The organism is Deinococcus frigens DSM 12807 (assembly GCF_000701425.1).
Lineage (GTDB): Bacteria > Deinococcota > Deinococci > Deinococcales > Deinococcaceae > Deinococcus > Deinococcus frigens.
The window spans coordinates 80329-106612 of the sequence record NZ_JNIW01000002.1; the positions used below are offsets into that span (position 1 = coordinate 80329).

Annotated in this window: 26 protein-coding genes; 12 read left to right on the plus strand and 14 right to left on the minus strand. The window is 65.0% G+C overall.

The genetic code is table 11. The features are described from left to right. Window positions 1-3: 3 nt before the first annotated feature. The gene (gene mqnC, locus Q322_RS0101215; protein ID WP_051667968.1) at window positions 4-1230 is read right to left on the minus strand and encodes a cyclic dehypoxanthinyl futalosine synthase; all 1227 of its coding nucleotides are present in this window, start codon (window positions 1228-1230) and stop codon (window positions 4-6) included. A gap of 208 nt (window positions 1231-1438) precedes the next feature. Between mqnC and gnd the strand changes: the two genes are divergently transcribed. The 4 genes from gnd (at window position 1439) to pgl (ending at window position 6173) form a co-directional block, all read left to right on the plus strand. After that, complete coding sequence (gene gnd, locus Q322_RS0101225; RefSeq protein WP_029475133.1) at window positions 1439-2515, plus strand: phosphogluconate dehydrogenase (NAD(+)-dependent, decarboxylating); 1077 nt, start codon at window positions 1439-1441, stop codon at window positions 2513-2515. Next, on the plus strand, window positions 2512-4278 hold the full coding sequence (gene zwf, locus Q322_RS0101230) for a glucose-6-phosphate dehydrogenase (protein ID WP_029475135.1): 1767 nt from the start codon (window positions 2512-2514) through the stop codon (window positions 4276-4278). Before gnd ends, zwf begins: the two co-directional genes overlap by 4 nt. Before the next feature lie 217 nt (window positions 4279-4495). Continuing rightward, window positions 4496-5437: a glucose-6-phosphate dehydrogenase assembly protein OpcA gene (locus tag Q322_RS0101240; protein ID WP_029475137.1), complete on the plus strand. Its 942-nt coding sequence runs from the start codon at window positions 4496-4498 to the stop codon at window positions 5435-5437. A gap of 61 nt (window positions 5438-5498) precedes the next feature. Further along, complete coding sequence (pgl, locus tag Q322_RS0101245) at window positions 5499-6173, plus strand: 6-phosphogluconolactonase (protein WP_029475139.1); 675 nt, start codon at window positions 5499-5501, stop codon at window positions 6171-6173. Window positions 6174-6760: 587 nt separating this feature from the next. Here the strand turns inward: pgl and ychF are convergent. From ychF to Q322_RS0101295, 10 genes are all read right to left on the minus strand, one after another. Next, window positions 6761-7858: a redox-regulated ATPase YchF gene (ychF, locus tag Q322_RS0101250; RefSeq protein WP_029475141.1), complete on the minus strand. Its 1098-nt coding sequence runs from the start codon at window positions 7856-7858 to the stop codon at window positions 6761-6763. Window positions 7859-8081: 223 nt separating this feature from the next. Next, window positions 8082-9386 carry a hypothetical protein gene (locus Q322_RS0101255; RefSeq protein WP_156952816.1) on the minus strand — a complete coding sequence of 435 codons (1305 nt, stop codon included), beginning with the start codon at window positions 9384-9386 and terminating at the stop codon, window positions 8082-8084. Between the two features lie 133 nt (window positions 9387-9519). Next, a complete protein-coding gene (locus Q322_RS0101260; RefSeq protein ID WP_029475144.1) occupies window positions 9520-10095 on the minus strand; it encodes a nucleotidyltransferase family protein in 576 nt (191 codons plus the stop codon). A 67-nt stretch (window positions 10096-10162) separates the two neighbouring features. Beyond that, on the minus strand, window positions 10163-11152 hold the full coding sequence (locus Q322_RS0101265; protein ID WP_029475146.1) for an ADP-ribosylglycohydrolase family protein: 990 nt from the start codon (window positions 11150-11152) through the stop codon (window positions 10163-10165). A 752-nt stretch (window positions 11153-11904) separates the two neighbouring features. After that, a complete protein-coding gene (locus tag Q322_RS0101270) occupies window positions 11905-12738 on the minus strand; it encodes a phosphatidate cytidylyltransferase (RefSeq protein ID WP_029475147.1) in 834 nt (277 codons plus the stop codon). Between the two features lie 67 nt (window positions 12739-12805). Beyond that, window positions 12806-13357 carry a ribosome recycling factor gene (gene frr / locus Q322_RS0101275; protein ID WP_029475149.1) on the minus strand — a complete coding sequence of 184 codons (552 nt, stop codon included), beginning with the start codon at window positions 13355-13357 and terminating at the stop codon, window positions 12806-12808. A 114-nt stretch (window positions 13358-13471) separates the two neighbouring features. Further along, window positions 13472-14179, minus strand: coding sequence for a UMP kinase (pyrH, locus tag Q322_RS0101280; RefSeq protein ID WP_029475151.1), 708 nt, complete (start codon window positions 14177-14179; stop codon window positions 13472-13474). A 129-nt stretch (window positions 14180-14308) separates the two neighbouring features. Then, window positions 14309-15106 carry a translation elongation factor Ts gene (gene tsf / locus Q322_RS0101285; protein WP_029475153.1) on the minus strand — a complete coding sequence of 266 codons (798 nt, stop codon included), beginning with the start codon at window positions 15104-15106 and terminating at the stop codon, window positions 14309-14311. 90 nt (window positions 15107-15196) lie between these two features. Then, the gene (gene rpsB, locus Q322_RS0101290; protein WP_029475155.1) at window positions 15197-15991 is read right to left on the minus strand and encodes a 30S ribosomal protein S2; all 795 of its coding nucleotides are present in this window, start codon (window positions 15989-15991) and stop codon (window positions 15197-15199) included. Between the two features lie 335 nt (window positions 15992-16326). Beyond that, the gene (locus Q322_RS0101295; protein WP_245593093.1) at window positions 16327-17037 is read right to left on the minus strand and encodes a hypothetical protein; all 711 of its coding nucleotides are present in this window, start codon (window positions 17035-17037) and stop codon (window positions 16327-16329) included. Between the two features lie 220 nt (window positions 17038-17257). On the opposite strand from Q322_RS0101295, the gene tsaD reads away from it, so the two are divergent. Continuing rightward, window positions 17258-18274, plus strand: coding sequence for a tRNA (adenosine(37)-N6)-threonylcarbamoyltransferase complex transferase subunit TsaD (tsaD, locus tag Q322_RS0101300; protein WP_029475160.1), 1017 nt, complete (start codon window positions 17258-17260; stop codon window positions 18272-18274). A 132-nt stretch (window positions 18275-18406) separates the two neighbouring features. Here tsaD and Q322_RS0101305 read toward each other — a convergent pair whose 3' ends face one another. Then, a complete protein-coding gene (locus Q322_RS0101305; RefSeq protein ID WP_245593100.1) occupies window positions 18407-20041 on the minus strand; it encodes a long-chain-fatty-acid--CoA ligase in 1635 nt (544 codons plus the stop codon). A gap of 365 nt (window positions 20042-20406) precedes the next feature. Here Q322_RS0101305 and Q322_RS0101310 point away from each other — a divergent pair, with 365 nt between their 5' ends. From Q322_RS0101310 to Q322_RS0101330, 5 genes are read left to right on the plus strand one after another with little or no spacing between them, the layout of a single operon-like run. Continuing rightward, entirely contained in the window at window positions 20407-20952 is a 546-nt protein-coding gene (locus Q322_RS0101310; RefSeq protein ID WP_029475164.1) for a nucleoside deaminase, read from the plus strand. A 60-nt stretch (window positions 20953-21012) separates the two neighbouring features. Then, a complete protein-coding gene (locus Q322_RS0101315; RefSeq protein ID WP_029475166.1) occupies window positions 21013-21897 on the plus strand; it encodes a ribokinase in 885 nt (294 codons plus the stop codon). A 41-nt stretch (window positions 21898-21938) separates the two neighbouring features. Then, window positions 21939-22481 carry a DUF1999 domain-containing protein gene (locus Q322_RS0101320; protein WP_029475168.1) on the plus strand — a complete coding sequence of 181 codons (543 nt, stop codon included), beginning with the start codon at window positions 21939-21941 and terminating at the stop codon, window positions 22479-22481. A 50-nt stretch (window positions 22482-22531) separates the two neighbouring features. Next, on the plus strand, window positions 22532-22696 hold the full coding sequence (locus Q322_RS0101325; protein WP_342667647.1) for a heavy-metal-associated domain-containing protein: 165 nt from the start codon (window positions 22532-22534) through the stop codon (window positions 22694-22696). Between the two features lie 2 nt (window positions 22697-22698). Continuing rightward, a complete protein-coding gene (locus tag Q322_RS0101330; protein WP_029475172.1) occupies window positions 22699-23046 on the plus strand; it encodes a DUF503 domain-containing protein in 348 nt (115 codons plus the stop codon). Window positions 23047-23054: 8 nt separating this feature from the next. Here Q322_RS0101330 and Q322_RS22100 read toward each other — a convergent pair whose 3' ends face one another. Then, window positions 23055-23423, minus strand: coding sequence for an excalibur calcium-binding domain-containing protein (locus Q322_RS22100; RefSeq protein WP_084147697.1), 369 nt, complete (start codon window positions 23421-23423; stop codon window positions 23055-23057). Between the two features lie 89 nt (window positions 23424-23512). Here Q322_RS22100 and purB point away from each other — a divergent pair, with 89 nt between their 5' ends. Further along, window positions 23513-24820 carry an adenylosuccinate lyase gene (purB, locus tag Q322_RS0101335; protein WP_029475174.1) on the plus strand — a complete coding sequence of 436 codons (1308 nt, stop codon included), beginning with the start codon at window positions 23513-23515 and terminating at the stop codon, window positions 24818-24820. A 441-nt stretch (window positions 24821-25261) separates the two neighbouring features. After that, window positions 25262-25480, plus strand: coding sequence for a GNAT family N-acetyltransferase (locus Q322_RS24340; RefSeq protein WP_245593094.1), 219 nt, complete (start codon window positions 25262-25264; stop codon window positions 25478-25480). Here the strand turns inward: Q322_RS24340 and Q322_RS0101345 are convergent. Beyond that, window positions 25477-26277 (minus strand): hypothetical protein, encoded by an 801-nt coding sequence (locus tag Q322_RS0101345; RefSeq protein ID WP_029475176.1) that lies wholly within the window; start codon window positions 26275-26277, stop codon window positions 25477-25479. The genes Q322_RS24340 and Q322_RS0101345 overlap by 4 nt on opposite strands. Window positions 26278-26284 lie beyond the last annotated feature (7 nt).

Below are 26284 nucleotides of genomic sequence, written 5' to 3' on the forward strand. Positions count from 1 at the left end.
TCGCTAACCGGCGGCCCCGACGGCGCGGGCCTCTTCCGGGTTCGCCGTACCATCTGGACTCCTCTGGCGGCCCAGTTCGGCCTGCACATCGGGCCAGGCGATGATCTCGAAGCGGCTGTTGCGGATGGCGGGGGTGAATCCGGCGTCCACCGCGATGCGTACCAGCTCGCGCACGGTGGCCCTGTGGCGTCCGCCGCCGCCCGCCGCCGAGACCACATTTTCCTCCAGCATGGTGGACCCCAGATCGTTCGCGCCGTAGTACAGCGCCGCCTGCGCCACCTTGAAGCCCTGTGCGGGCCACGACGCCTGGATGTTGGGGATGTTGTCCAGCGCGATGCGGGCCACGGCGAGCTGTTGCAGGTACTCGTGCGCGGTCGCGCCGGGGGCCTTGCCGTGCAGGCGGGTGTGTTCGGTTTGCAGGGTCCACATGGCGAAGCCCGAAAAGCCGTTGCCGCTGTATTCCCGGTTGGCCTTGTCCTGCTGCTCGCGGATCTTCAGCAGGTGGCTGGTGCGCTGGGCAAAGGTTTCTCCGAAGCCGATCACCATCGTGGCGATGGTATACAGCCTCTTGCGCTGGGCGGCATCGATAATGCGGAACCAGTCCTCGCTGCGAATCCGGGCCGGGGCGGCCTTGGCCCGCACGTCGTCTTCTAAAATCTCGCCGCCCGCGCCGGGCAGGCCGTCCAGCCCGGCCTCAATCAGCGTGTCCAGCAGCGCGTCCAGACTCAGCCCAAAGTTCTTCTCCATAAACAGCACTTCTTCGGGCGAGAAGGCGTCGATGCGGATGGTGGGGTGGTTGGCCTTGATGTGGCGCAGCAACCCGGTGTAGTAGTCCAGACCCAGCTCCGGATTCACGCCCCCTTGCATCAGGATGCGGGTGCCGCCGACCTCCTCCAGCTCGACGATCTTGGCGCTGATTTCCTTGTAGTCCAGCGTGTAGCTGTCCTTCTGGCGCTTGGTGCGGTAAAAGGCGCAGAAGTTGCAGCCCACGTTGCAGACATTGGTGTAATTGATGTTGCGGTCGATCAGAAAGGTTACGGTGTCCGGATCACGCCGTTCCAGGCGCAGGGCGTTGGCAACCCCGGCGATTTCGGGCAGCGGCAGATGGTACAACGCCTCGATCTCGGCGGCATTTAGGCGTTCACCGCGCGCGGCCCGGTCCAGCACCTGAGCAGCCAGCACCGGCGTTTCCGACACCAGGGCAGATGGGGTGGATGAGTGGGCGATCATGCCGTCAACGTATCATTCCGCAGGCAATGTCATTCCCGCCTGACCTACTCTCGCTGCGCCCAGGCCGCCTCAAATACCGCAATGAAGATCAGCCCAAGTTTCTCCCAAGAAAGGGCGCGCGTATCATGCTTTTTGTCACGTTGGAACAGTCGGGGGAGCCTGAACGCACTGTATTGGAAGCGGTTCCCCCTCATGCGGAGGTGACCTTATGAAAATGGGCATGATCGGTCTGGGCAAGATGGGCGGCAACATGGTCCTGCGCCTGACGCGCGGCGGCCAGGAAGTGGTGGGCTATGACCGCAGCGAGGACAGCGTGGCGCTGATCGAGAAAGAGGGCGCGCGGGGCGCACGCACGGTGGACGAGCTGATCGAGTCGCTGGGCGAACCCGGCAGCCGGGCCGTGTGGGTGATGGTCCCGTCCGGCAAGATCACCCAGTCGGTCATCGACGATCTGGCAGAGCGCCTGGCCCCCGGCGACATCGTGGTGGACGGCGGCAACAGCAACTTTAAGGACACCATGCGCCGCGCCGAGACGCTGGGCGCAAAGGGCATTCATATGGTGGACGTCGGCACCTCTGGCGGCGTCTGGGGCCTGTCTGAGGGCTACGCCATGATGGTGGGCGGTCATGAGGAAGCCGTGGAGCGCATGCGCCCGGTACTGGAAGTGCTGGCCCCCACGCCCACCCAGGGCTGGGGCCGCATGGGGCCTTCGGGGTCCGGGCACTACGTCAAGATGGTCCACAACGGCATCGAGTACGGCATGATGCAGTCCTACGCCGAGGGCTTTGAGCTGATGCGCCACAAGGAGGAATTCGGCCTGGACATGGCCCAGATCGCCGAGCTGTGGCGCTACGGCTCGGTGATCCGCTCGTGGCTGCTGGACCTGACCGCCGAGGCCCTCAAGAATTCGGCGGACTTCGATCAGCTCTCTGATTACGTGGCCGACAGCGGCGAAGGACGCTGGACCATCATCGACAGCATCGAGCAGGGCGTACCGACACCGGTGATGACCCTGGCCACCCAGATGCGGTTCCGCAGCCAGCAGGAGACCAGTTACGCCGGGCAGATGCTCTCGGCCATGCGCCGCGCCTTCGGCGGTCACGCGGTCAAGACCCTGGAAACCCCCAAGAAGGAAGGATTTGTGCCGGAAGTGGAGCCGGGCCAGCACCCCAAAGCCGCCGCGCCGGAGAACATCCCCGCCTCAAAGGGCAAGAATCAGGGCGACGGCTCCATGAAGGAGCAACTGGGTGAGACCGGCCATGAACGCGTCAAAGGCAACGAATGACCGCAAAGCGCGGCAAGACGGTGGCGGCCCCGAGAGCCGGGGACGCTGCCCAACCGGCTTCCAAAGGGGCCACTCCAAAAAAGCCGGTCACCAAGAAAGTGACGGCCTCGGCCACGAAAAGGGTCGTGAAGGAGAAGGTGGCCTCCCAGAAAGTGGGGGTGGCCCAGGCTGCGCCGAAGGCGAAGGCTGGCTCCAAAACCCCAGCCAAGTCGCGCAAACGTAGGCCGAGCGGGGCAGGCGCAGACGGTCAGAATCCCTTCCGCACCACCATGCGACGCAGCCGCGCGCCCGAACCGGCCACGATGGTCATTTTCGGCGTGACCGGCGACCTGTCGCGCCGCAAGTTGCTGCCCGCCGTCTTCGGGTTGTGGCAGGACGGGCTGCTGGGAAGTGCCTTCAATATCGTGGGCGTGGGCCGTCAGGAGATGACTGACGAGCAGTTCAAGGACTACGCGATTGCCGCCCTTCAGGAAAGCAAGGAAACCGACGCGATCCAGCCCGGGAGTCTGGAGAAGTTCCGGGAACTGCTGTTCTACGAGTTTGGCGAATTTGCAGAGGATGAGGTCTACGATCTGGTGGGTAAGGAGCTGGACCGCGCCGAGCAAGCACACGGCGGGCGCAAGAACGCGCTGTTCTACCTGTCCACGCCGCCCAGCCTGTTCGAGCCGATCAGCAACGGTCTGGGCCGCCTGGGGCTGGCCGATCAGTCCGAGGGCTGGCGCAGAATCGTGATCGAGAAGCCCTTCGGACGCGACCTCGAAAGCGCCCGCGAGCTGAACGCGGCCATCCACGACACCTGGGACGAGTCGCAGGTCTACCGCATTGACCATTACCTGGGCAAGGAAACGGTGCAGAACCTGATGGCGATCCGCTTCGGCAACGCCATCTTCGAGCCGCTGTGGAACCGGGGCTACGTGGACCACGTGCAGATCACGGCAGCCGAGGATCTGGGGCTGGAGGGCCGCGCTGGGTACTACGAGGAAGCCGGGATCGTGCGCGACATGCTGCAAAACCACCTGATGCAACTGTTTGCCCTGACCGCGATGGAAGCCCCCGCCGCCTTCGACGCCGACGCCATCCGCGACGAGAAGACCAAGGTGCTGCGGGCGGTCAAGCCGATTCCGCTGGGCCGGGTGAAAGAGGTGGCGGTGCGCGGTCAGTACGGCGCGGGCAGCATGGACGGCCAGAAAGTGCCGGGCTACCAGCAAGAACCGGGCGTCAAGACGGGCAGCCACACGGCCACCTACGTGGCCGTCAAGCTGGAAATCGACAACTGGCGCTGGCAGGGTGTGCCGTTTTTCCTGCGCACCGGCAAACGGCTGCCCAAAAAGGTCACGGAAATCGCCGTGGTCTTCAAACGCGCCCCGCTGGGCATCTTTCCCGGCGGTCTGGAACGCAACGTGCTGGCCTTCCGCATCCAGCCGGATGAGGGCGTGAGCCTCAAATTCAGCTCCAAATCGCCGGGCCAGGAAATGGTGCTGCGCGAGGTGGTCATGGACTTCCGCTACGACGCCTTTGGCGCGCAACTGGAAAGCCCGTATTCGCGCCTGATCCTTGACGCGCTGATTGGCGACGCCACCCTGTTCCCGCGCGAGGACGAGGTGGACCACGCCTGGCAGATCGTCAGCGGCATTCTGGAAGCCTGGGACGTGCGCCCCGGCAAAGGCCAGACCCCCGACTTCCCCAATTACGCCGCCGGAACCTGGGGACCCGAGGAAGCCGAGGAACTGATCGGCGAGGGCCGACGCTGGAGGCGGCTATGAGGGGGCTGCGCGGTCTGAAGGTCAAGAGGTCTGAAGTTCTAAGGGTCCAAGAGTTCAAGGGTCTAAGTCTCTTGACTCCTCTTCCCTTGTGGGAGAGGGAGGGAGCCGCGCAGCGGCGGAAGGGTGAGGGGGCCACCGGGCAGGCCCTGACCGTAAGCAAGTCACCCAGCGCTGACTCCATCTCCCAATCACCACCTACCATCCACAGGACCTGCCCATGACCGCTCCCACTGCCAGCACCCTCGGCCCCGTCGAAACCACCGTCCGCAAGGCGCAGGTGACGCTGGATGAGCTGTGGTCACAGACCAATGTGGAAACGCGGGCCTACACCGGCAATATCGTGGCCCTGACCGTCCGCAAGCATCTGGAGCGTGTGCAGGAGACGCTGGCGGGGTTGGAAGGCCGTTACGCCGGGCGGCAGATCATTGGCGTGATGGATGGCAGTGACGATCTGAACGTGCATGCCAGCCTGGTATCGCAGCACCGGGGGACCTTCGTGGAGCGGCTGACCCTGGATGCCAGTGCCGATCAGCTCCAGGGCGCAATCCTGCCCCTGCTGCGGCCCGCCACCGTCAACCACGTCTGGTGGGGCGCAGACACCAAGCTGCAGGGCCTGCTGCTGCGCGAGCTGACTGACATTGCCGATCAGGTCATCGCCGACAGCCTGACGCTGGACATTCCCCCGGCGCGGCATTACGCCCTGGCCGATCTGGGCTGGAGCCGCTCGGCGAGCTGGCGCGAGGCGCTGGCGCAGGTCTTCGACACGCCCGACGCCGCCCGGCAGTTGCCGCTGGTGGACCGCCTGACCGTGCGTTATGCCGGAAGCAAGGAGCTGCCCGCCCGGCTGTACGCCGGATTCATCGCCGATACCCTGGGCTGGAAGGACTTGAGGAACGTGGAGTTCAGGGCTGCCCGCTGCGGACGCGAGAACGGCGATCTGTGCGGTGTGGAGCTTGTGGGGGACGGCGTGCACTTCACGCTGGCTGCCGGAGAGGGCGAAACGGCGCGCGTTGAGGCCGTCTGGGACGATAAAAAGCATATCACTGAGGTCAACGTTCCCCGGATGTCGCTGGCCGAGGGCCTGGGCCGCGTGATGGCCCGCCCGGAACGCGGCGAGATGTTCGAGCGCGCCTGGAAGCTGGCAAAGGCGACGCTGTGAGGGCGCTGAGGGAGACGTTATTTTCTTGCTTCTATCTCTCATCAGTGAAGGGAAGCTGCCCATGAACCTGCGTGTCTTTCCCACGGCGCAGGCCACGGCGGACGCGGTGGCCGACGCCTTTGCCCGCGCGGCGCGGGAGGCGGTCACGACACGGGGAGCTTTTCACGTCGCGCTGTCAGGCGGCAGCACACCCAAGCTGATGTACACCACCCTGCGCGCCCTGCCGGACATTCCCTGGAAAGCGGTCCACATCTATTTCGGCGACGAGCGCAGCGTTGGGCCGGACAGCCCGGACAGCAATTACGGCGCGGCGCAGCGCAAACTGCTGTCGTACGTGCCGGTGCCAGCAGGCCAGATTCACCGCTTGGAGGGCGAGCGTCGCCCGCTGGAGGACGCTGCCGCTGCATATGCGGCTTTATTACCACCGCAACTGGACGTGAATCTGCTGGGCATGGGAGACGACGGGCACACCGCCAGCCTGTTTCCCGGCACGGCGGCGCTGGACGCGGGTGGGCGCATGGCCGCCAACTGGGTGCCGCAGCAGGATACCTGGCGACTCACCATGACGTTTTCTGAGATCAACGCGGCCCGTCAGCGCTGGTTGCTGGTGGCCGGAGAAAAGAAGACAGAAGCTCTGGCAGACGTGCAGGCCGGGCGCGAGAACCATCCCGTCGCGCGCCTTCAAGACCCGGTCTGGTTCGTGGATGCGGCGGCGGCGGGCAAACTCGGGAATTGAGGGCTGGCCCTTCGCAAAGTCTCCTTTCGGCCTTGCCATCCGGGCGAAAGCGCAGGCATTGGCCGTGCCAACAAAGCTCCATCGGCTTTCGCTGGCACGACAACCTCTGGCACGATAATACGGACTCCGTTTGTATCATGCATAAACTGGAAGTGCGCCGGTTCATCCACTTCACGCCCGGAACCCGTTTTTCTCCTTCTCGCATCCGCCCGGATTTTCAGGTGTTGTCAACACCTTTCCATCGGAGTTTGTCCTCTTGTTTTGTTTATCCAAATCTGACCTGCCTTCATACCCCCAACATCTGGCTGGGGCACCTGCCGGAAACGAGAGGGCCGATTGGCCGTTCTGTGTAGAAATGTCGTTTCTCTGCCCCGGCGCGCTCAGTCTGTGCCAGCGATTTGAGTCCAGGGGTCATCTCGACTGTCAGGAGCACGCTGCCTGAACGCTGGGAATCCTAAATCCTTGCCAAAAATGAGCCTATTACACGGTGCCGGGAGGTCTCAAGTTGCGGTTTGAGACCTCCTGGCACCGCGCACGGCGTCACTTCAGCACTGCCCGGTCATTAGGTGGGCGGATTCAATCAGGCTTTACGAGCTGTGCAGCACGTTCATGATGTCGCCGTCCTTCATCACGTATTCCTTGCCCTCGGTGCGGACCCAGCCTTTGCCCTTGGCTCCCACCCAGCCCCCGGCCTCTACCATCCTGTTCCACTCGATCACCTCGGCGCGGATAAAGCCGCGTTCCAGATCGCTGTGGATTTCCCCGGCGGCTTCCGGGGCCTTCTCACCGTCGCGGATGGTCCAGGCGCGCACTTCCTTCTCGCCGCTGGTGATGAAGGTGATCAGGCCCAGCGTCTCGTAGCCCACCTTGACCAGTTGGTCCAGACCGCTCTCGGTGACGCCCAGATCAGTCAGGAATTCGCGGGCCTCGTCCTCGGGCATCTCGGCCAGTTCGCCCTCGATCTGGGCGCTGATCTTGACCACCGAAGCGCCCTCGGCGGCGGCGTAGTCGCGGACCTGCCGCACGTAATCGTTGTCGTCGGTCAGATCGTCCTCGCCCACGTTTGCCACGTAGATCACGGGCTTGGTGGTGATCAGGCCGAATTCCTTGGGGATGGCCGCCTCGTAGCTCCCGGCGCGGGCGGGTTTGCCCTCGCCCAGCACCGCCAGCACGGCTTCGGCCAGCTCGGCGTGTTCGCGCGCTTCTTTGTCCCCGCCCTTGCCCTTTTTCTGAAGGTTGCCCAGGCGTTTTTCCAGGCCCGACAGGTCCGCCAGGATCAGCTCGGTGTTGATGGTCTCGATGTCGTCCAGCGGATTGACCGTTCCCGCCACATGCACCACGTTGTTGTCGGCGAAGCAGCGCACCACATGGGCAATGGCGTCAGCCTCGCGGATATTTGCCAGGAACTGGTTGCCCAGGCCCTCGCCCTGACTGGCCCCCTTGACCAGTCCGGCGATGTCCACGAATTCTACGAAGGTGGGGATGATCGGCGGCACGCGCTCGCCCTTGGTAAACACCCTGCTCAGTGCGCTCAGGCGCTCGTCCGGCACCATGACGCGGCCCACGTTCGGCTCGATGGTGGCAAAGGGGTAATTGGCCGCCAGCGCCCCGGCGCGCGTGATGGCGTTAAACAGCGTGCTCTTTCCCACATTCGGTAATCCGACAATTCCAATGGCTAGACCCATAGTTGCGCTCCTCCGCCTGCGCCTGACTCTGCCGCGTGAACACGGAGGCGGCGCGGCAACCCTGACAGTGTACGGGATACCGGGCAGCCGGAGGCGGCATTGACCCTGTGGAACGGCGGCGTGAATGCCAAAACCGCCTCTCCGTGGAGAAGGCGGTTGCGTCGTTGCCCGTGTACAGGTGGCGGGCCGGGCTGCCGTGGGCGGACAGCCCACTTAGGCCCAGTTACGGCGAGGCCGCAGCCGTCTTGTTGCCGCCGGACACGCCCACCACGATCCCCGCGTCCCTGAGCTTTTTCTGCCAGAAGGTGAACTCGTCGCGCTCAACATCCGGACTGACGGGAGTTGGCCAGTCCTGGTTGTCCTTGCAGATGTTGCCGCTGGAAGCCTGGCAACTGGGGGTCCACAGGTTGTGGTAGTACACCTTTCCCGTGGCGGTAAAGCGGGTCCAGCCGACCAGGTTGTTCTGGACCGAGTTGTTGATGAACGTTGATGAGGCTCTGGCGCTGCGGCCCTGAATGTTCCAGACATACATGCCGACATTGGCATTCGGATCGATGGTGCCGTCCGGCAACAGTCCGCTGGAAACGACCCGGTTGCCGTACACCGTGTGGTGATGCCCGCCCGCGATGGCCACCCCGTGGTTGGAGGTGTTGATCACCTGATTGCCGTAGACCTCGGCGTAGCCGCCCGCGATGTCCATGCTGTCCTTCTGGCCGTCGCCCAGGAGAATGCCACCGCCGGAGTAGTTGCGGTCCGTCAGCGGGTTGACTGCGTAGGCACCGTAGATGTAGTTGTCATGAATCTTCACTGGGCTTTTGGAAGTCCCGCTGGACTCGTAAAGATTGATGTTGTCTTCCACTGCGCTCTTGCCCGGCTCGTTAATCACCTCGTTCCAGGCGATCTCCATGCCCGGCACCCGGGCGACCCGGTTAAGCTGTATGGCCTGGACCCGGTAGCTCTTGCCCGTGAATTTGCCCCCAGCGTTGACGTAGCGCCCATCAACGTTCCTGACCTGGTTGCGAAGAAATTTGAGGGTCTGCCCTGCGCCGGAGTTTCCGGTAAAGAGGTTGACGTACATGCCGGACGTTCCCTGCATCCGGTTGTTCTCGACCAGCAGGTTGACCGCCTTGTAAATTGAAATGAAGCGCCCCGGATACGCGCCGTTGGTCAGGGGATTCAGGCCGTAACCGGTGGTGTTCCTGACCGTCAGGTTGACCCCCTCGCCGCCGATCAGGTTGCCGCGTCCACGCAGAATGGAATTTTCGATCACGACAGGCTCACTGGTCTTGATCGTGACCGCCGCCACTGCCGGATCAAAGCTCTGCCAGTTGCCCTGATAGGTGCCGCCCCGGGTGATGACCAGTGGTCCCGAATACGCCGGTCCCTCGGAGGGATCGTTGTCCGGGACGATGGTGCGTGGTTCCATCATAGGTACGCAGGCCGTCAGAGCCAGCGTCAGGACGCCGAGGATGAAAGCGCCCCGGACGATGCCCCGTCCTGTTCCGCCATGAAGTGTACTGATGGTCATATGCTGTTTTTTCACTGATTGCCCTTTTCGCCGCTAGACGTGTTGACCTGAAAATTCCTCTATTTCGGATGGTCAGTATATCGCCTGAGATGTAGATTTTTTGTCATTCACACGACGACCACCCTAGTCTGCGCTATGGGCCTCTACACCCACCCGTCACTGTTCCGGCGGACCGCAGCCAGGGCCAGCGCCGCAGGTAATCGTCGATTTTGGCGGCACACAGCCCGGGAGTGTGGTTGTGCGGATTGGGGCGCAGGATTCCGGCCTGTAAGTCATCCAGGCCGTGGGGGGCGTACACTTCACCGCATGCGTCGATGCCTACGCAGGTGCATTCCACCAGAAACTGATCGACGCCCTCGTGGACGCTGGTGAGGGCCGGGCGGTCCTGGCCGAATTTTTGGTTGAACCAGAGATGAACGCGGGCCTGGTTGCGAACCTCGATGGGTGCGTCCAGATCGCTGAACAGAACCCCGGCGCGGCGGATCACGGCGTCCTCGGCGGCGTAGCTGGGGTCGTCGTCCCAGTAGAACACGTCGTAATCTCTGATCTGGGCCGTCGGCGGCTGGCCGCTCTGCACATTCCAGACAGTGCCGAACAGCGCCCCGGCCACCAGATGGACCTGATTTGCGCCGAGTTCCGGCAGGCGCTCCAAGATGGCCGCATTGACCGGATTCAGGCGCACCAGCCTCAGAAATTCGGCCTCGTTCATAGAAATTGCAATTGCAGTGCCCATTTCAGTGCGGCTGAAAGAAGTGGCGAGGAAGGCGCAGTGCGTATCACGCCTGCTGCGCCGCCTGCACCAGCCGGGGGAAATGCTCGGCGCAGGCCCACTCGCGCTGCCAGCCCGGCCAGGTGTGGCCCAGGCGCAGCGGCGGCAGCAGGGCGGGCGGCACCTTCAATTCGCGCGCCCCGGCAATGGCCCCCACTACGCAGGCCACCGTGTCGCTGTCGTCGCCCAGCAGCACTGCCGGTTCCACGCAGCCCTGCCAGGTCCCGGCCCCGGCATGCTTCACGGCGGCCTCCAGCGTGTCCAGCACGAAACCGCTCTGTGAGGTCACGTGTCCGCCCAGACCGGAGCGCACGCGGGCACGGACCTCGGCGCGGGCCTGCCGCTCACGCTCCCTGAACGCCGTGTGGGCCTCGCGCGTGTCGATCCCGAAAAGGCCCGTGTCCAGCAGGGCGGCGCGGGCATCAAAGTTGTCGGAGAATCGCAGCGCGGCGTCGGCAGCCCCGGCGTAGGGTTGCCCGTCCGCCAGCGCTTCCAGAAAGGCCGTCAGGAACACCGAGGCGTACACGCATCTGGGATCGGCGTGGGTCAGGGCGGTGACCGCAGCCGATTCGCGGGCCAGGGCCGTTCCCCGGAATCCAGCGATCCACACGGCGGCAATCCGCATCAGGCCACCGTTCCCGGCACCGTCAAAACGGCTGCCCTGCCAGGCGCGCACGCCACCGTCTAAAGCGGCGAGGCGCAGGGCCGCGCCGGTCAAGCCGCCCACATCGGGCGGTCCCGCCGCCAGCCACTCGCGCTGGGCCGCCAGCACGCCGCCCAGCCCGTCACCGCGCGCGTAACCCAGCAGAGTGGCCACCGTCATCTGGGTATCGTCGGTGGCCTCGCCCGGCGCGAAACCGAAGACGCTGCCCGGCTGATAGTCCGTGAAGGTCTGGCCATACCGCGCCGCAATGCCCTGGGGCGTCTTGAATTCGGTGGCGGCCCCCAGCGCGTCCGCCGCCGCCAGCGAGAAGAGCGTCCCGGTTCCGGTGATCATGGCGGCATTGTGACATGGACAAAGTGTGGCATTGGGGTCTGTCGGGGCAAGACCCCCGCCGGTCCCACGCCCAGCCAGTCACGCCGCCGCCGTTCCGCGCCCTGAAACTGGTCTCGCGCCAACCGGAGATCCGTACCCTGCTGAAACGTATCCAGCACGCTGTGGAGTGTTGGATACCCCGCACCCCTTCGTGATGGCCGGGCCGTTCTGACTGGAGGGCCGGGAGAGTCCGCAAGGCAGAGGCGGCGACGCGGTCTGATACGGACTCCGATTGGAAGATGTTGGCAACACCTGCAAATCCGAGGGGGCGTCCAAGCGTCCTCATGGGCGCTGCTCTGGACAAGACAGCGAGCAGGAGAAAAACGGGTTCCGGACGTGGAGTGGATGAATCGGCGCTGTCCCGATTCATGCACGAAACAAACGGAGTCCGTATGAGCTGATCTCGTCTGCCGCGCAGTCAAGTTCGCTCTTGAAAGGGGTTGGCTCAAGCATTGATTGGGAGGAGATGATTTTACTACGCTGCTGGAGAAACTGCGTTTGATCCTAGGTCTCCTCCAGTCCTACTGAAGAGCATTGGTCAAAAGAGGTGTTCGCGTTTGACCGAAGGGGCAAGCGTTTTCATGGGCGTCTGTCCATAACGACAGACTGTTCTGCCCAAGACGGTGAGTGGATTCTCCTGGATGCCCCAACAACAAAAAAGGCAGCGTCCTCATCAGACGCCCCAGCCCGTACCCCTCCAGATCACCGCCGGGCTAACGCGAGAACACGCTGATCTGCAAGAACAGGTAGGTGGCGGGCACGGCGAACAGCAGGCTGTCGATGCGGTCCAGAAAGCCGCCGTGGCCGGGCAGACTGGTGCCGCTGTCCTTGGTTTTTAGCGCGCGTTTGACCAGGCTCTCGGCCAGGTCGCCCAGTTGGCTGGCGCTGGCCACCAGGATGGAGTACAGCAGCGACTCCACCGGGGACCACAGGCCGGTCAGGCTGGCGATCACCAGCACGATCAGAAAACCAGCCAGCAGGCCGCCGATGGCCCCCTCCACCGTCTTGCCGGGACTGACTTCCGGGGCCAGCTTGCGGCGTCCGAAGTAGGAGCCGCCAAAAAATCCTCCGATATCGGCGGCAAATGTCGCCAGCAGCGGCAGCGCGAAATACAGCAGGCCCGCCGTGGCGTCCGGGCTGTAGCGCAGCAGCAGGAAATAGCCCAGCAACCAGGGGATGTACAGCAGGCCAAACATGCTGTACACCACCCGTTCCAGCGGGCGTTCGCCGGGGCGCACTACCTCGATGACCAGCAGGTAGGCCAGCGCCACGGTCAGGACCACCTCGCGCCACGAGCCGCCGGGCCACGGTGGGGTCTGCGCCCACACCGGCAGGCTGGCAACGATCAACGCGGCGGCGAAGACCCCCAGGCTGACCCGCCGCACGTCGATGTCATTGCGGTCCAGCATGCGGATGTACTCGTACAGGCCCATCACCGACACGAAGATCAGCGCCGGGAGCATGGCCCACCAGCCGGTCCAGACGATGGCGCTCACGATGGCAAACCCCACCACCGAGGTCAGGACGCGGGTGCTCAGGCTTTCCACGGTGCCTCCTGCTGACGCGGCGATCCTCCACGATCCACGTCCTTTAGGCCACGTTCTGGCATGGCCCTCACCCGAGGATTTCCTGCTCCTTCTTGCTCAGGGTGCTGTCCACCCGGGCAATGTACTCGTCGGTGATCTTCTGCACGTCGGCCTCGCCGCGCTTGATGTCGTCGTCGCCGATGCCCTCCAGCTTCTTGACCTCATCCAGCGAATGTTTGCGCAGGTTACGCACGGCGATGCGGGCGTCCTCGGCGTAATTCTTGGCGTTCTTGACCAGATCCTTGCGGCGCTCCTCGGTCAAGATGGGCAGGCTGATAAAGATGGTGTCGCCCTTGTTGTTGGGGTTCAGGCCCAGATCGCTGTCGCGGATGGCCTTTTCGATGGGAGCCAGGGCGGCGCGGTCCCACGGCGCGATGACCAGCGTGCGTGCGTCGGGCGTGCTGACGCTGGCGACCTGATCGATGGGCATGGACTGGCCGTAATAGTCCACCACCACACGCTTGAGGATGCCGGGATTGGCACGGCCCGTGCGCAGCACGCTCAGGCTGTTTTCCAGCGACTCGATGGCCTTGCCCATCTTCTCGCGGGTGCTTTCCTGAATGGTTTTCATGTCGGACATGGGGAAACTCTCCTTACGAATGAACGTGAACGTGGGGGCAGGATGGGGCCGAGTTTACCGCGTCTGGTGGGTGGGCGAGAGGTGGTCTTCTTTCTCCTCGCTCAAAGCCCACCCTCAGCTCTGAATCAGCGTGCCGACGCGCTCGCCCCGGAACAGCCGCTCCAGATTGCCCGGCTGGAACAGATCGAAGACCACGATGGGCAGCCCCTTGTCCATGCACAGCGTGATCGCGGTGGCGTCCATGACCGCCAGGCGGCGTTCAACCACTTCCTGATGGGTCAGGGTGTCGAAGCGCGTGGCGTCCGGATTCTTCTGCGGATCGCTGTCGTACACGCCGTCCACCTTGTTCTTCGCCATCAGCACCACCTCCGCGCCGATTTCCAGGGCGCGCAGGGTGCTGGTGGTGTCAGTGGTGAAAAACGGCGCGCCGTTGCCGCCGCCGAAGATCACCACGCGGCCCTTTTCCAGGTGGCGCATGGCCCGGCGGCGGATGTACGGCTCGGCCACCGCCGCCATCGGAATGGCGCTCATGACCCGGGTGGGGCGTCCGGCGGTCTCCATCGCGTCTTGCAGGGCCATCGCGTTCATCACGGTGCCCAGCATGCCGATGTAGTCGGCGGTGGCCGGGTCCATGCCCACACCGTTGCGCGCCCCGCGCCAGAAGTTGCCGCCGCCGATGACGATGGCCAGTTCGACTTCACTGCCCTCCAGGGCGTCGCCGATCAACTTTGCCAGGCGGGCCGTGGTGTCGGGACTGATGCCAAAGCCCTCTTCTCCAGCCAGAAATTCACCGGAGAGCTTGAGCAGAACGCGCTTGAACATGGGATACCACCTCGCTGGCAAAGAGAAAATCAAGAAAAAACCCGGCAACCGCTGGGGCCGCCGGGAAAGTGAAAGTGCGGCCCGAAAAAGGGGCAGCCAACTGCGCCGCCCCCTCTATATTTACTGCATTTACGAACCGATCTCGAACCGGACGAAGTTGTTCACGCTGGCGTCGCCTAGGTACTTGCCCACGGTCACGCTGTTGTCCTTGACGAACTTCTGCTCGGGCAGCACTTTTTCCTCGTAGAACTTGCCGATCTGCCCGCCGACGATCTTCTCGACGATCTGCTGGGGCTTGCCCTCGTTGAGCGCCTTATTGGTCAGGATCTCGCGCTCCTTTTCGATGTCGTCGCTGTTGACCTGTTCGCGCCTGAGGTACTGCGGGTTCTCGGCGGCCACATGCAGGGCCACATCCTTGGCGTGCGCCGCCGTGCCGCCGTCCAGGTCTACCAGCACGCCGATCTTGCCGTTGCTGTGCACGTACCCGGCGATCTGCTGGCCCTCGATGTAACTCACCCGGTTCAGCACCAGGTTCTCGCCGATGCGCCCGGCAGCAGCCGCCACGACGGTTCCCACGGTTTCGCCGTTGTCCATCTTGAAGTTCTTGAACTCCTCGACGTCGCTGGCCTTGGCTTTCAGCGCAGCCTGGGCCAGGTCTTCAACGAGCTTCTGGAAGTCGGCGTTGCGGGCCACGAAATCCGTCTCGCTGTTGACTTCCACCATCGCGGCCTGCTTACCGTCCACGACGAAGCGCACCAGACCCTCGCGGGCTTCACGGTCCGACTTCTTGGCGGCCTTGACGATGCCGCGTTCGCGCAGCAGGGCCACGGCCTTGTCCTCGTCGTTGCCCGCGTCGGCCAGGGCCTTCTTGACGTCCATCATGCCCGCGCCGGTCGTTTCACGCAGCTTCTTGATCGATTCCAACATAGTCATTCCTCCTGAGATGTGGGCTGTGAAGCCAAGAATGGGGGGCGCGGCCCGCTCACCGCGCAGCGACGCCCCCCACCTGAAAAGCGTTTAGCTGCGGCCCTGCGTGCTGGTGAGCTGGGCGGTGTCGCCCTCGGCCCCCTGCTCGGCAGCCTGCATCTCGGCGTTCTCGCCTTCCACGCGCCCCTCCGACACGTCCTCGCCGCCGCCGCGCGCCTCGACCAGCAGGTCGCCGATGCGGTGCGTGATGAGCTGGATGCTGCGGATGGCGTCGTCGTTGCCGGGCACGATGTAGTCGATCACGTCCGGGTCGCTGTCGGTGTCGGCCAGCGCGATGACGGGAATGCCCAGCTTGTTGGCCTCCTGCACGGCGATGACTTCCTTGGTGGGGTCCACCACGAAGATCGCGTCGGGCAAGCGGTTCATCTTGCGGATGCCGCCCACGAAGCGCAGCAATCGCTCGCGCTCGGTGCTCAGCGCGATGCGCTCGGCCTTGCCACGGTCATTGATGCGCTCGGACTCGAACAGGTCGTCCAGCTCGTTCAGGCGGTCTATGCGGGTGCGGATGGTCTTGAAGTTGGTGAGCATGCCGCCCAGCCAGCGGCTGGTGACAAACGGCATACCGGTGCGCCGCGCTTCCAGTTCCACGATTTCCTGCGCCTGCTTCTTGGTGCCGACGAACAGGATCACGCCGCCGCGTTCGGCCAGTTCCTTGATGAAGTCGAAGCTGCGGTCCACCTGCTTGAGGGTCTTTTGCAGGTCGATGATGAAAATGCCGTTGCGCTCGGCGAAGATGAAGCGCTTGAACTTGGGGTTCCAGCGCTTGGTTTCGTGGCCGAAGTGAACCCCGGCTTCCAGCAACTGCTTCATGCTGATATAGGACATCTGTGGCTCCATAAGCGTTCAAATTGGGAAGAGTTTGCCGTCCTCGTGCCAGCCCAGCGTCAGATCTCGCCGAGAGTGGGCCAGGCCGGTGCGCGACGCTTGAGCGCGCACGGCGGGTCACGGGGGCACCCAACCGAGGAGTATAGCGCCTGCGGAGATGGGAGGGAAGTCAGACCTGACCCTTCTGACCGGAAGCCGCCCACGCGTGTGACCCAGGTCTGGAGCGTGCGCTCTACTGGTCCTGGTGGTGATTTGGCAGAATGGCGACGGGGCCAGAATTACCAAGGGCGTGGAGGCCGCCATACGCGGTTCACGCCTCTTTTCCTGATGCTGGGCTAAAACGCGATCTGGGCCTGAAGTTCCTCGATGGTGCGAAAGGTATTCTGCGCGTTGACCGCCGTGGAATTGACCATCGAACCCGAGGCGCTGACCTGGGTCAGCACATTGGCGCTGGCCTCAATGTTTAGCTCGACGACGTTCCAGCCGGGCCTGGCATTGACGGCTACCGTGACCGGCAGCTTGGAAATCTGCGGGACGCTCAGGATCTTCGCGCAGTCCACTGTGCCGCGGAGCTGGGTGACGCTGTCGCTGTATACCCACACGCGGACGTCGACCCGGCGGCTCAGCGGCCCGGACACGCTGCCGGTCACGGCACTGGTCTGACGTGTCCCGGCGCTGTCCTGGGTGTCCAGAAACAGCAGGGCGAAGACGCGGGCTTCGGAATCGCTGCTCTGCACGCTGCCGCTGCAACTCAGCCTCTCCGCAACGTCGGTGGCGCGCACGGTCTGCCCGGCCACCTCAGCGTCGCCGGGCAGCGTCAGGACAAATGAGCCGTCCGCATCCACGCTGGAGGACACCCCTGGCAGGCCGGGGACGGTTACCCGCCCCTGGCCCGTCCAGCCGGAGACCTTGCCGCTGACGGTCTGCACGGTACGCTGATCGGACGCCTGCGGGGTGGGGGTGCCGCCGCAGGCCACCAGCGTCAGCGCCACGCCGCCCAGCAGTCCCCATTTCATTCCCTGAATCCTGGCCACACTGTTCATCATGGCAGAGTATACAGCCGTGCCTGACACCTCTCTGACAGATTCGGCGACTCGGCGGGTATTTGTTACAAGGAATCGGAAGGCAGGTGAACTGTTCCCGCGCCTCGCCACCTGGCCCCTGGTTTGCTGGAGTAGCGATGTGAAGCTGCCGCATGCCGCACATCTTCCAGAACCCCGTTTCAGGCCGCTTCTCCACTCCGCGCCCCTGCTACACTCCCCGGCGATGAGTGCTGCGGTCCCCAACACGACACCCCGCTATGTCCTGGGCATTGACACCTCCTGCGACGATACCGGCGTGGGCATCGTGGAACTGAGCGCAGGCGGCGTGCGTGTGCGCGCCAACCGCGTCTGGACGCAGGCCGTTCACGCGCAGTACGGCGGCGTGATGCCCGAACTCGCCAGCCGCGAGCATGTCGAGCGCATCGACGGCGTGATGCAAGGGGCGCTGGCCGAAGCGGGGCTGGACGTGTCCGACATCGGCGCGGTGGCCGCCACTTCCGGCCCCGGTCTGGTGGGCGCGCTGCTGGTGGGGCTGATGTACGGTAAGGGGCTGGCGCAGGCGCTGGACGTGCCGTTCTTCGCCGCACACCATCTGGAGGGCCACATCTTCGCCGCCGCCGCCGAGGAGAATCTGCAAGCGCCGTACCTGGCCTTGGTGGTCAGCGGCGGACATACCCATCTGTTCGATGTGCCCGAGGAAGGAAAGTACGTACTGGTGGGTGCGACGCGCGACGACGCGGCAGGCGAGGCCTTCGACAAAATTGCCCGGCTGGCGGGCCTGGGGTATCCCGGTGGCCCGGCCATCGCCGAGGCGGCCCTGTGTGGCAATCCCGCTGCTGTACTGTTCAAGGAACCCCTGCAAGGCCAGAAAGCCTTCGAGTTCAGCTTCAGCGGCCTCAAGACGGCGGCGCTGCTGGCGCATAAGGCTGGAGCCAAACCTGAAGACCTGGCCGCCAGCTTCCAGAAGGCTGCCGTGCATGTGCTGGTCAAGACCACCCGCCGCGCCGCCGAGGCGTACGGGCGGCAGACGGTGGTGGTGTCCGGCGGTGTGGCCGCCAATACTGCGTTACGCGAAGCCTTCTGGGCAACCGATTTACACGCCGTTTTCCCCGGCAAGGGCCTGAACACCGACAACGGCGCGATGATTGCTCTGGCAGGAGCCGCTGCGCTCCGGGCAGGCCGCATGCCGAGTCCGTTAGCAGCGGGAGCGACGGCTTATGCACCGCTGGCGAACGGGTAGGGGAGGCACGGGAAACCGCGAGACCTCGATCACGATCAGCACATTGGAAAAGCCCCCACAGCCAGACGGGTGGGGGTTTTGTTCTCCGGTCTTCAACTTCTGTTATTCAACAACTGTTCACGCGGTCTGCTGCTACTCCCGCCCTTCTCTGGCCTCCTGCGCCAACTGACGGCGCAGGACCTTCATGGCCGCCGTCTTGGGCAGCTCCTCGCTCCGGAATTCCACGCTGCGCGGAGCCTTGTACGAGCTGAGATGCTGGCGGCAGTACGCGATGATCTCGGCCTCGCTGGCCTGTGCGCCGGGCTTCAGGTGAACCACCGCATGCACCGTCTCGCCCCGGTATTCGTCGGGCAGACCCACGGCAGCCGCCTCCAGCACGGCGGGATGGGCGTTCAGTACCTCGTCCACCTCGCGCGGGTAGACGTTGTGGCCGCCCACGATGATCAGGTCCTTCTTGCGGTCCACGATGCGGAAATAGCCGTCATCATCCACCGTCGCGATGTCGCCGGTCAGCAGCCAGGTCCTGCCGTGCATCTCGCGCAGCGTCTCCGCGCTGGCCTCCGGGCGCTGCCAGTACCCCAGCATGATATTCGGCCCGGCCACCCACAGTTCGCCCACCTCGCCGGTGTCCACGATCTCGCCGTCCTCGCCCACCACGATGGCGTCCACGCCGGGCATGGGCAGGCCGATGCTGCCCTCCTTGTGCTGGCCGAAAATGGGGTTGGTGTGGGTGATGGGGCTGGCCTCGGTCAGGCCGTAGCCCTCCACCAGATTCGCACCGCCCGTGATCTCGCGGAATTTGTGGGCGGTGTCCAGCAACAGGGGCGCGCTGCCGCTGATGCACGCCCGGATGCTGGTCAGATCGTGTTTGGGCGTATCTGGGTGATTGTTGATGGCGTTGTACAGCGTGGGCACGCCGGGGAACAGCGTGGCCCCCGACGCCTCGATCTGGTCCAGCACGGTGCCGATATCGCGGGCGTTGGGCACCAGCGCCATCGTCGCGCCAATCAGCACGCTGAGGTTCATGCCCACGGTCATGCCGTAGACGTGAAAGAAGGGAATGGCGGCCAGCGTGACCTCCTGCCCGCCCCTCAGGTCCGTCATCCACGCGCGGCCCTGCTCGGCGTTGGCGACCAGATTGCGGTGGCTGAGCATCGCGCCCTTGGGCGTGCCGGTGGTGCCGCCGGTGTATTGCAGCAGCGCCAGATCGCCTGGCTGCCGGGGCGCGGGCGCGGGCGTGGGGGGCTGAAATTTGAGCAGGTCCATGTAGTGCAGCAGGTGCGCGCCGCCCGGCACGTCCACCCAGGTTCCCTCACGCCGCGCCTTGACCGGGTACAGCAGATTTTTTGGAAAGGGCAGGGCGTCCTGAATGCCGGTCACGATCACGCGCCGCACCGGCACGCGCTCCTGAACCTCGGCGTAGCGCGGGTAAAAGGTGTCCAGCAGGATCAGCGTCTCGCTGCCGCTGTCGTTCAACTGGTGCTCCAGTTCGTCGGCCACATACAGCGGGCTGGTGTTGACCACCACCGCCCCGGCCAGCAGCGTGCCAAAAAAGGCGGTCACGAACTGCGGGCAGTTGGGCAGCATCACCGACACGCGGTCTCCTGGCTCCACGCCCATCTTTTGCAGCGCCAGCGCCAGCTTCTGCGCGTTCTGCCACAGCTCCCGGTAGGTGGTGTTCGCCCCCAGGAACGCCAGGGCCACGCGGTCCGGGTAGGCCTGGGCGGTCCGTTCCAGCAGTTGCGGCAGCGTCAGCTTACTGGGCATGAAGTCGTGCGGCACGCCGGACTCATAGTGTTTGAACCAGGGGCGGTCTATCTGGGGCCGATCCAACGGTGGCTGGCCTGACGGTGGCTGGCCTGACGGTGGCTGAGGGGGCAGGGGAGGGGTCATGACACTCCTTTGGAGACTCAGTGGGTGGGGCGGCCTGTAGGTCAGAGGCCGGGCAGTCACAGGCCATCCACAGGGGCGGAAGAGAATTGAACTTGGTGCAATGATTACCGACAGGCGGTGTGGTCTTCAAGCCCTCCCCCCACCATTGCCCCCGCATAAGCCCAGGCTCAAGGTTGTCTCTGGACCGTTTGGTAGCGTGTCGGACGGAGTTTGGCCGTGGAACTGCCAGACTTTGCCGCATGACTGTTCCTGCCACTGAAGTGTCCGTCCATGAAGTTCATCTGCGCGAAGCCCTGGCCCTGGCCCGCCGGTCGCTTGAGGCCGGAAGCTCCCCTGTCGGGGCCATGCTGGTGGACCAGAGCGGGCAGGTCATCGCGCGGGGCCGCAACCGCACGGGCGAGGCGCAGACCGCCGAGCGGGTGGGCGACGCCAGCGTGGCGCACGCCGAGATGGACGTGTTCTTCCAGGCGGGCAAGCTGGAGGACCCGCAGAGCCTGACCCTGTATTCCAGCCTGGAACCGTGCCTGATGTGCGGCGGTGCCTCCGCGCTGCTGGAGGTGGGCCGGATCGTGTGGGCGACGGGCGATCCCTGGGGCGGTGCGGGCCGCCTGCTGGCGTGGTCCGATCATCCCGCCATGCAGGAAACGGAAATTATCGCCTGCCCCCTGCCCGAGCTGGAAACCGAGGGCGCGAGTCTGTTCGCCCCCGAGGCCAAACGCGCCTTTCCCGAAAAGGGCTGGGCGCTGTGGCGCGAGAAATATCCGGTAGAAACCGAGGGGGTCTGAGCAGAGCGGCCCATACTCGCCTATGATCGTCGCCATGAAGCGTCTCGATCTGGAACTGGCGTGAGCGTGCTGGTGGTGGGCAGCGTCAATGCGGACCTGACCGTGCGTGCCACGCGTATTCCCGGCCCCGGCGAAACGGTGTTGGGCGGCGATACACGAACTTCGCCGGGGGGCAAGGGGGCGAATGGTGCGGTGGCGGCAGCGCTGGCTGGCGCGCAAGTGTCCATGATCGGGGCTGTGGGTCAGGACGCCTTCCAGGACGTGGCCCTCTCCGGGCTGCGGCGGGCGGGCGTGGACCTGTCCGGCCTGCTGACCCTGGACGCCCCCACCGGACTGGCGCTAATCACCGTCTCGGACGCGGGCGAGAACGCCATTACCGTGGCGAGCGGCGCGAATGCCCGGCTGACGCCCCAGCATCTGTCCGCCGATCTGGGCGGCTTCACGCACCTGCTGCTGCAACAGGAACTGCCTCCCAAAATCACGCTGGAGGCAGCGAAACGCGCCTCGGACGCGGGCCTGACCGTCCTCCTCAATGCCGCCCCCACCCGCGACACCGCCCCCGAACTGCTGCGCCTGACGGGTCACCTGCTGGTCAACGAGCACGAACTCGCCGCCCTGGCCGGAGAGGGAGAGGTCGAGGACCGCGCCCGCGCCCTGCTGGAACGCGGGCCGGGGGCGGTGACCGTCACGCTGGGGGGCAAGGGCAGCCTGACCGTGACAGCGCGGGAGATGCACCGCCTGCCCGCGCACCCGGTCAATGCGGTGGACACTACCGGGGCGGGTGATACCTTCTGCGGCGTGCTGACCGCGCGGCTGGCACATGGCGACACGCTGGAAGCGGCCCTGCGCTGGGCCGGGATCGCCGCTGCCCTGGCCTGCACCCACCCCGGCGCGCAAGACGCCATGCCGACGTGGGAGGAAGTGGAGCGGGCAAGCGGTCACTGATCCTTCAGACCTCTGGCCTCTCAGACCCGTAGACTCCCCCCATGCGTTACCGGATTTTCACCGAACAGGACAACGCCGCGCTTCAGGCGCTGGACCTGACCGTGCAGCGGCATCTGGACCCTGCCTTCGACACTCTGCCTGCGCGCGAGCGCGAGGGCCGCGTATCCACCAGCCTGCCCGCGCTGAAGTTCTATGAGCGCAGCGAGCATTCCTTTGTGGCCGAGCAGGACGGGCAACTGGCGGGCTTTATTTTCGCGCAGTCGGTGTGGCAGGGCGATAAGCCCATCGTGCTGGTGCGGACCCTGAGCCTGTCGCCCGAGGCCGCTGCGGAGACAGCGCAGGGTCTGTTGCACGCCACCGTCAAGAGCGCCTACGACGCCGCCGTCTACGAGGTGCACTTTCCCATCGCGCCCGGTCTAAAAGGTGCGGCACAGGCCGAGGAAGCCGTGACCATCGGCGCTTACGCGGTGCGGCACCTGGGCAGCCGTCTGGACACCGCGCCGGGCCAGCGGCTGACTCCGGGCGCTCTCCCCAGCCGAGCGGGAGACATTTCTGGCACTTCGGGCGCGGGTGCGGACGCATAATGGCGGGCATGACTATTTGCGTTCCCCGTGTGCTACTGGGCATTTGCGGCATGTCCCACGACGCCGGGCAGACTGTCGCCGTTGCCCTGCCCAGCGTCCCACAGGCCATCCCCAACGACGGCCAGATCGAGATACCTTACCCTCCTTCGCAACTGACCGTGTTGGATCAGGGGCGGGCGGTGGGCGGTCAGAGCTTCCTGGCCGGAATGTCGTAGCGGTGGCGCTGGGGTATGTGGGCGTCCTGACCATCCGGCTGGAAATGCCCTGGGTCAGCAACCTCAAGGAAAAGCGCGCCCTGGTGCGCCCGGTGGTCGAGCGCCTGAAGGTCCGCTTCCCTCTGACGGTGGCCCGTCTGGACGGTCTGGACGCCCACGATTGGGAAGTGATCGGCGTGGCCACCATCAGCAACGATTATGGGTGGGTCAAGGAAACCCTCAAGATGGCCGCCGACTACATCGCCAGCGAGGGGCCGTACCGCGTTACCGAGGAGGAAACCGAGATCACCATGATCGGCGAGGGCGATCCGGAAGAGGATGAGCTGGAAGAGGACGAGCTGGAGGACTGAACGGGGACTTATTCAACTCTGTTACAGCCAATTCCATCGTTGTCCCGGTCCAGTCCTGGCGTGTAGCTAGCCTCGGTTTTCTTGATATCGAACAGCCCAATTTTGCTCAGCTCGGTGCAGCGCCCGTATTTGGCCCTGACCAGTGGGCGTTCCACCCACCCCGTTTTGCCCTGGGCCGTGACCTTGCACCATGTTGGAGTACACGAGGTTGCCGTACACGAGACAATCTCAAGGTTGGTTCTGGCGGGCAGCGTGGCAACCAGCGGACCTGACGCGCTGGTCAGAACGGAGAGACGGGCCGTTGCCGGAACGCTGCCTGGGTAGGCAAGGGCTGTCGAGGTTGTGGCGGTGACCAGCAGGGCGATCAATCTGTTCATTTGCGGTCCATGCTGGCATCCCGGCTACTGTGCGTGGGCCTCACTGGCACGGCCCATCCCGTGTCCTATGGCCGTGTTAGCCTCCCTGCGTGATCGAACGTTACCTGACGCCCGAGATGAAGACCCTTTGGTCCGAGGCCAGTAAATACCGCGCCTGGCTGCGCGTGGAACTGGCCGCGATGGACGCCCAGGCCGCGCAGGGTGAGGTGCCGCGCGAGGCGCATACGGCACTGGTGGCGCAGACTGAAGCCGATCCCATCGACGACGCCTTTGCTGTCCGCGTGGCCGAGATCGAGGCCGTGACCCGCCACGACATCGTGGCCTTTACCCGCGCCCTGAGCGAGCGTTACGGCGACCAGGCCCGCTTTATCCATCACGGCCTGACCAGTACCGACGTGGTGGACACCGCCCAGAACCTGCTGCTGGACGAGGCGCTGGGCCTGATCCTGGCCGATGCGGGCGCGTTGCGCGAGGTCTGCCGCACCCAGGCGCTGGCCTACAGGCACACGCCCACGGTGGGCCGCACCCACGGCATCCACGCCGAGCCGATGACCTTTGGCCTTAAATTCCTGAACTGGATGGCGGCGCTGGACCGCGATGTGGAGCGTCTGACGGCGGCCCGGCGGCGCATTCGGGTGGTCATGCTCTCCGGCTCGGTGGGGACCTACGCCCACGTCTCGCCGCAGGTGGAGGTGGAAGTCGCCCGCGCCTGGGGCTGGGAGGCCGCTCCAGTGACCAACCAGACCCTGGCCCGTGACCGCCACGCCGAGGTGCTGGCGGCGCTGGCGATCTTCGGGACGACGCTGGAGAAAATTGCCGTCGAAATTCGCCACCTCCAGCGCTCCGAGGTCCGCGAGGCGATGGAACCCTTCGGCAAGGGGCAGACCGGCAGTTCCTCCATGCCTCACAAGAAAAACCCGATCCTGACCGAGAACGTGACCGGCTTTGCCCGCCTGCTGCGCGGCTTCCTGACCACCGGCCTGGAAAACGTGGCCCTGTGGCACGAGCGCGACATCAGCCACTCCAGCGCCGAGCGTGTCATTTTGCCCGACGCCACCGCCGCCGCCAGCTATGCCACCCGCCGCCTGACCGGAGTGCTGCGCGGTCTGGTGGTTTTCCCGGAGCGGATGCTCAAGAACATGAACGATCTGGGCGGTCTGGTCTTCAGTCAGCGCGTGCTGCATGCGCTGATTGACGAAAAGGGCATGTCCCGCGAGGCCGCCTACGATCTGGTGCAGCGCCACGCCCTAAAGAGCTGGGAGACCGGCGAGGGCCTGCGCGAGCTGCTGGCTGCCGACCCCGAGAGTCCGCTGAATGACGCCGAGCTGGAGGAGGCTTTTGATCTGGCGTGGTATCTGCGGCATGTCGATGACATCTACGGGAGATTCGGGATGTAAGGCGGGTGACGGAGGAGGAAGTACGGCGAATTCATTCTTCAGGGTTGAGGGGCGGCTCCGTTCTTAATCCCTGGCCGGGCAATCTTGCGGGATGTCTGGGAGAGCGGGACGTGAAATCGGAACCATGCCCGAACTCGTCCAGCCGTCCAGCCGTGACAAATAGAGTTTCATTGGGACCGTACGCGAAGCTCAGGCGTCCGGCAGCGGTCTGGGCGACACCCTGAAATGGGCGGTGGCCGAAATGGAACCGGACTTCGGGGCGGTGCTGTAAGAGCTGCGCCGTTACGAGCTGGGCTGGGCGCAGCCAGAGGGCTTCGTGCATTCCGCATAGCTTTGGCTGGTGGAAGGCGACACGTACCTGGGCCGCTCCAGCCTGCGCCATACCCTCATCCCACACCTGCGCGAGTTTGGCGGCCACATCGGCTACACATCGGCTACGAGGTGCGGCCCCCGGCCCGGCGGCAGGGCCACGGCACAACCCTGCTGCGGCTGACGCTGGAGCGGGCGCGTGAACTGGGGCTGGGGCGGGTGCTGCTCACCTGCGACGCCGACAACCTCAGCTCACGCGGGGTTACCGAGGGCAATGGCGGCATTCTGGAAGGGGAGTTGGTGGTCTATCTTCACGGCAGATGCGTACGGCGCTCCTGGACCACGTTCTAGCGAGCCTCTGGTGCGTCTGCGCGCAACTCGTCGGCCTTCTCTTTCATCTCGTCGGCCAGCTCCTCCAGGGCCTCGGCCTGTTCCTGCTCAGAAGCGCCGGTCTCGCCCATCTTCTCCACCACCGCCTCGCCGATCTGCACCAGAGCGTCCACCTGTTCAGGGGCGGCCTCGTCCAGTTCGCTGATGCGTGCAACGATGCTTTCGCCCGCGTCGGCCAGGGCGTCGGCCTCGTGCGCCGCGCTGAAACGCTGGATTTCATCGACGCGGTGCTGGTGTTCATTGAGGACCTGCTCCAGATGATTGGCCTGCTCCAGCGTCTGCGCCTGCGCCCGCGCCGCACCGATGATGTTTTTCAGGGCCGCCAACTGGTCGTTGACCCGCCCGTGGATCAGTCGCAGCTGGGCCACATTCAACTCGTCCACTGGCGTGCGCGCCACGTCCTCCAGGGCCAGACACACCAACTGGTCCAGGGCCTGCGCCGCCGTGATCTGCTGCTCACCGTTTTCCACGATGTCCAGCAGCGCCTGAGTTTGCCCGCCGCGCTCGTGGGGGCTGGCCCCCAGCGGCAGCGTGCGAATTTGCTCGGTGGTCAGGTGAATGACCTGCCGCAGCGCGTCGGTGGCCGCCAGTCCCTGCTGTCCGGTGCGGATGATGTCCTCCAGCGTGCTGCTCTGTGCCCACCCCGCCGCGCCGACATGCTCGCGGGCGCGCACTTCCGAGACCCGGCGGTGCTGGCTGTGGGCAGCGTTCCAGGCATCGGCCATCAGTCCGTCGCGTTTGTCCTGAGCTGGGTTCACGGGTGCC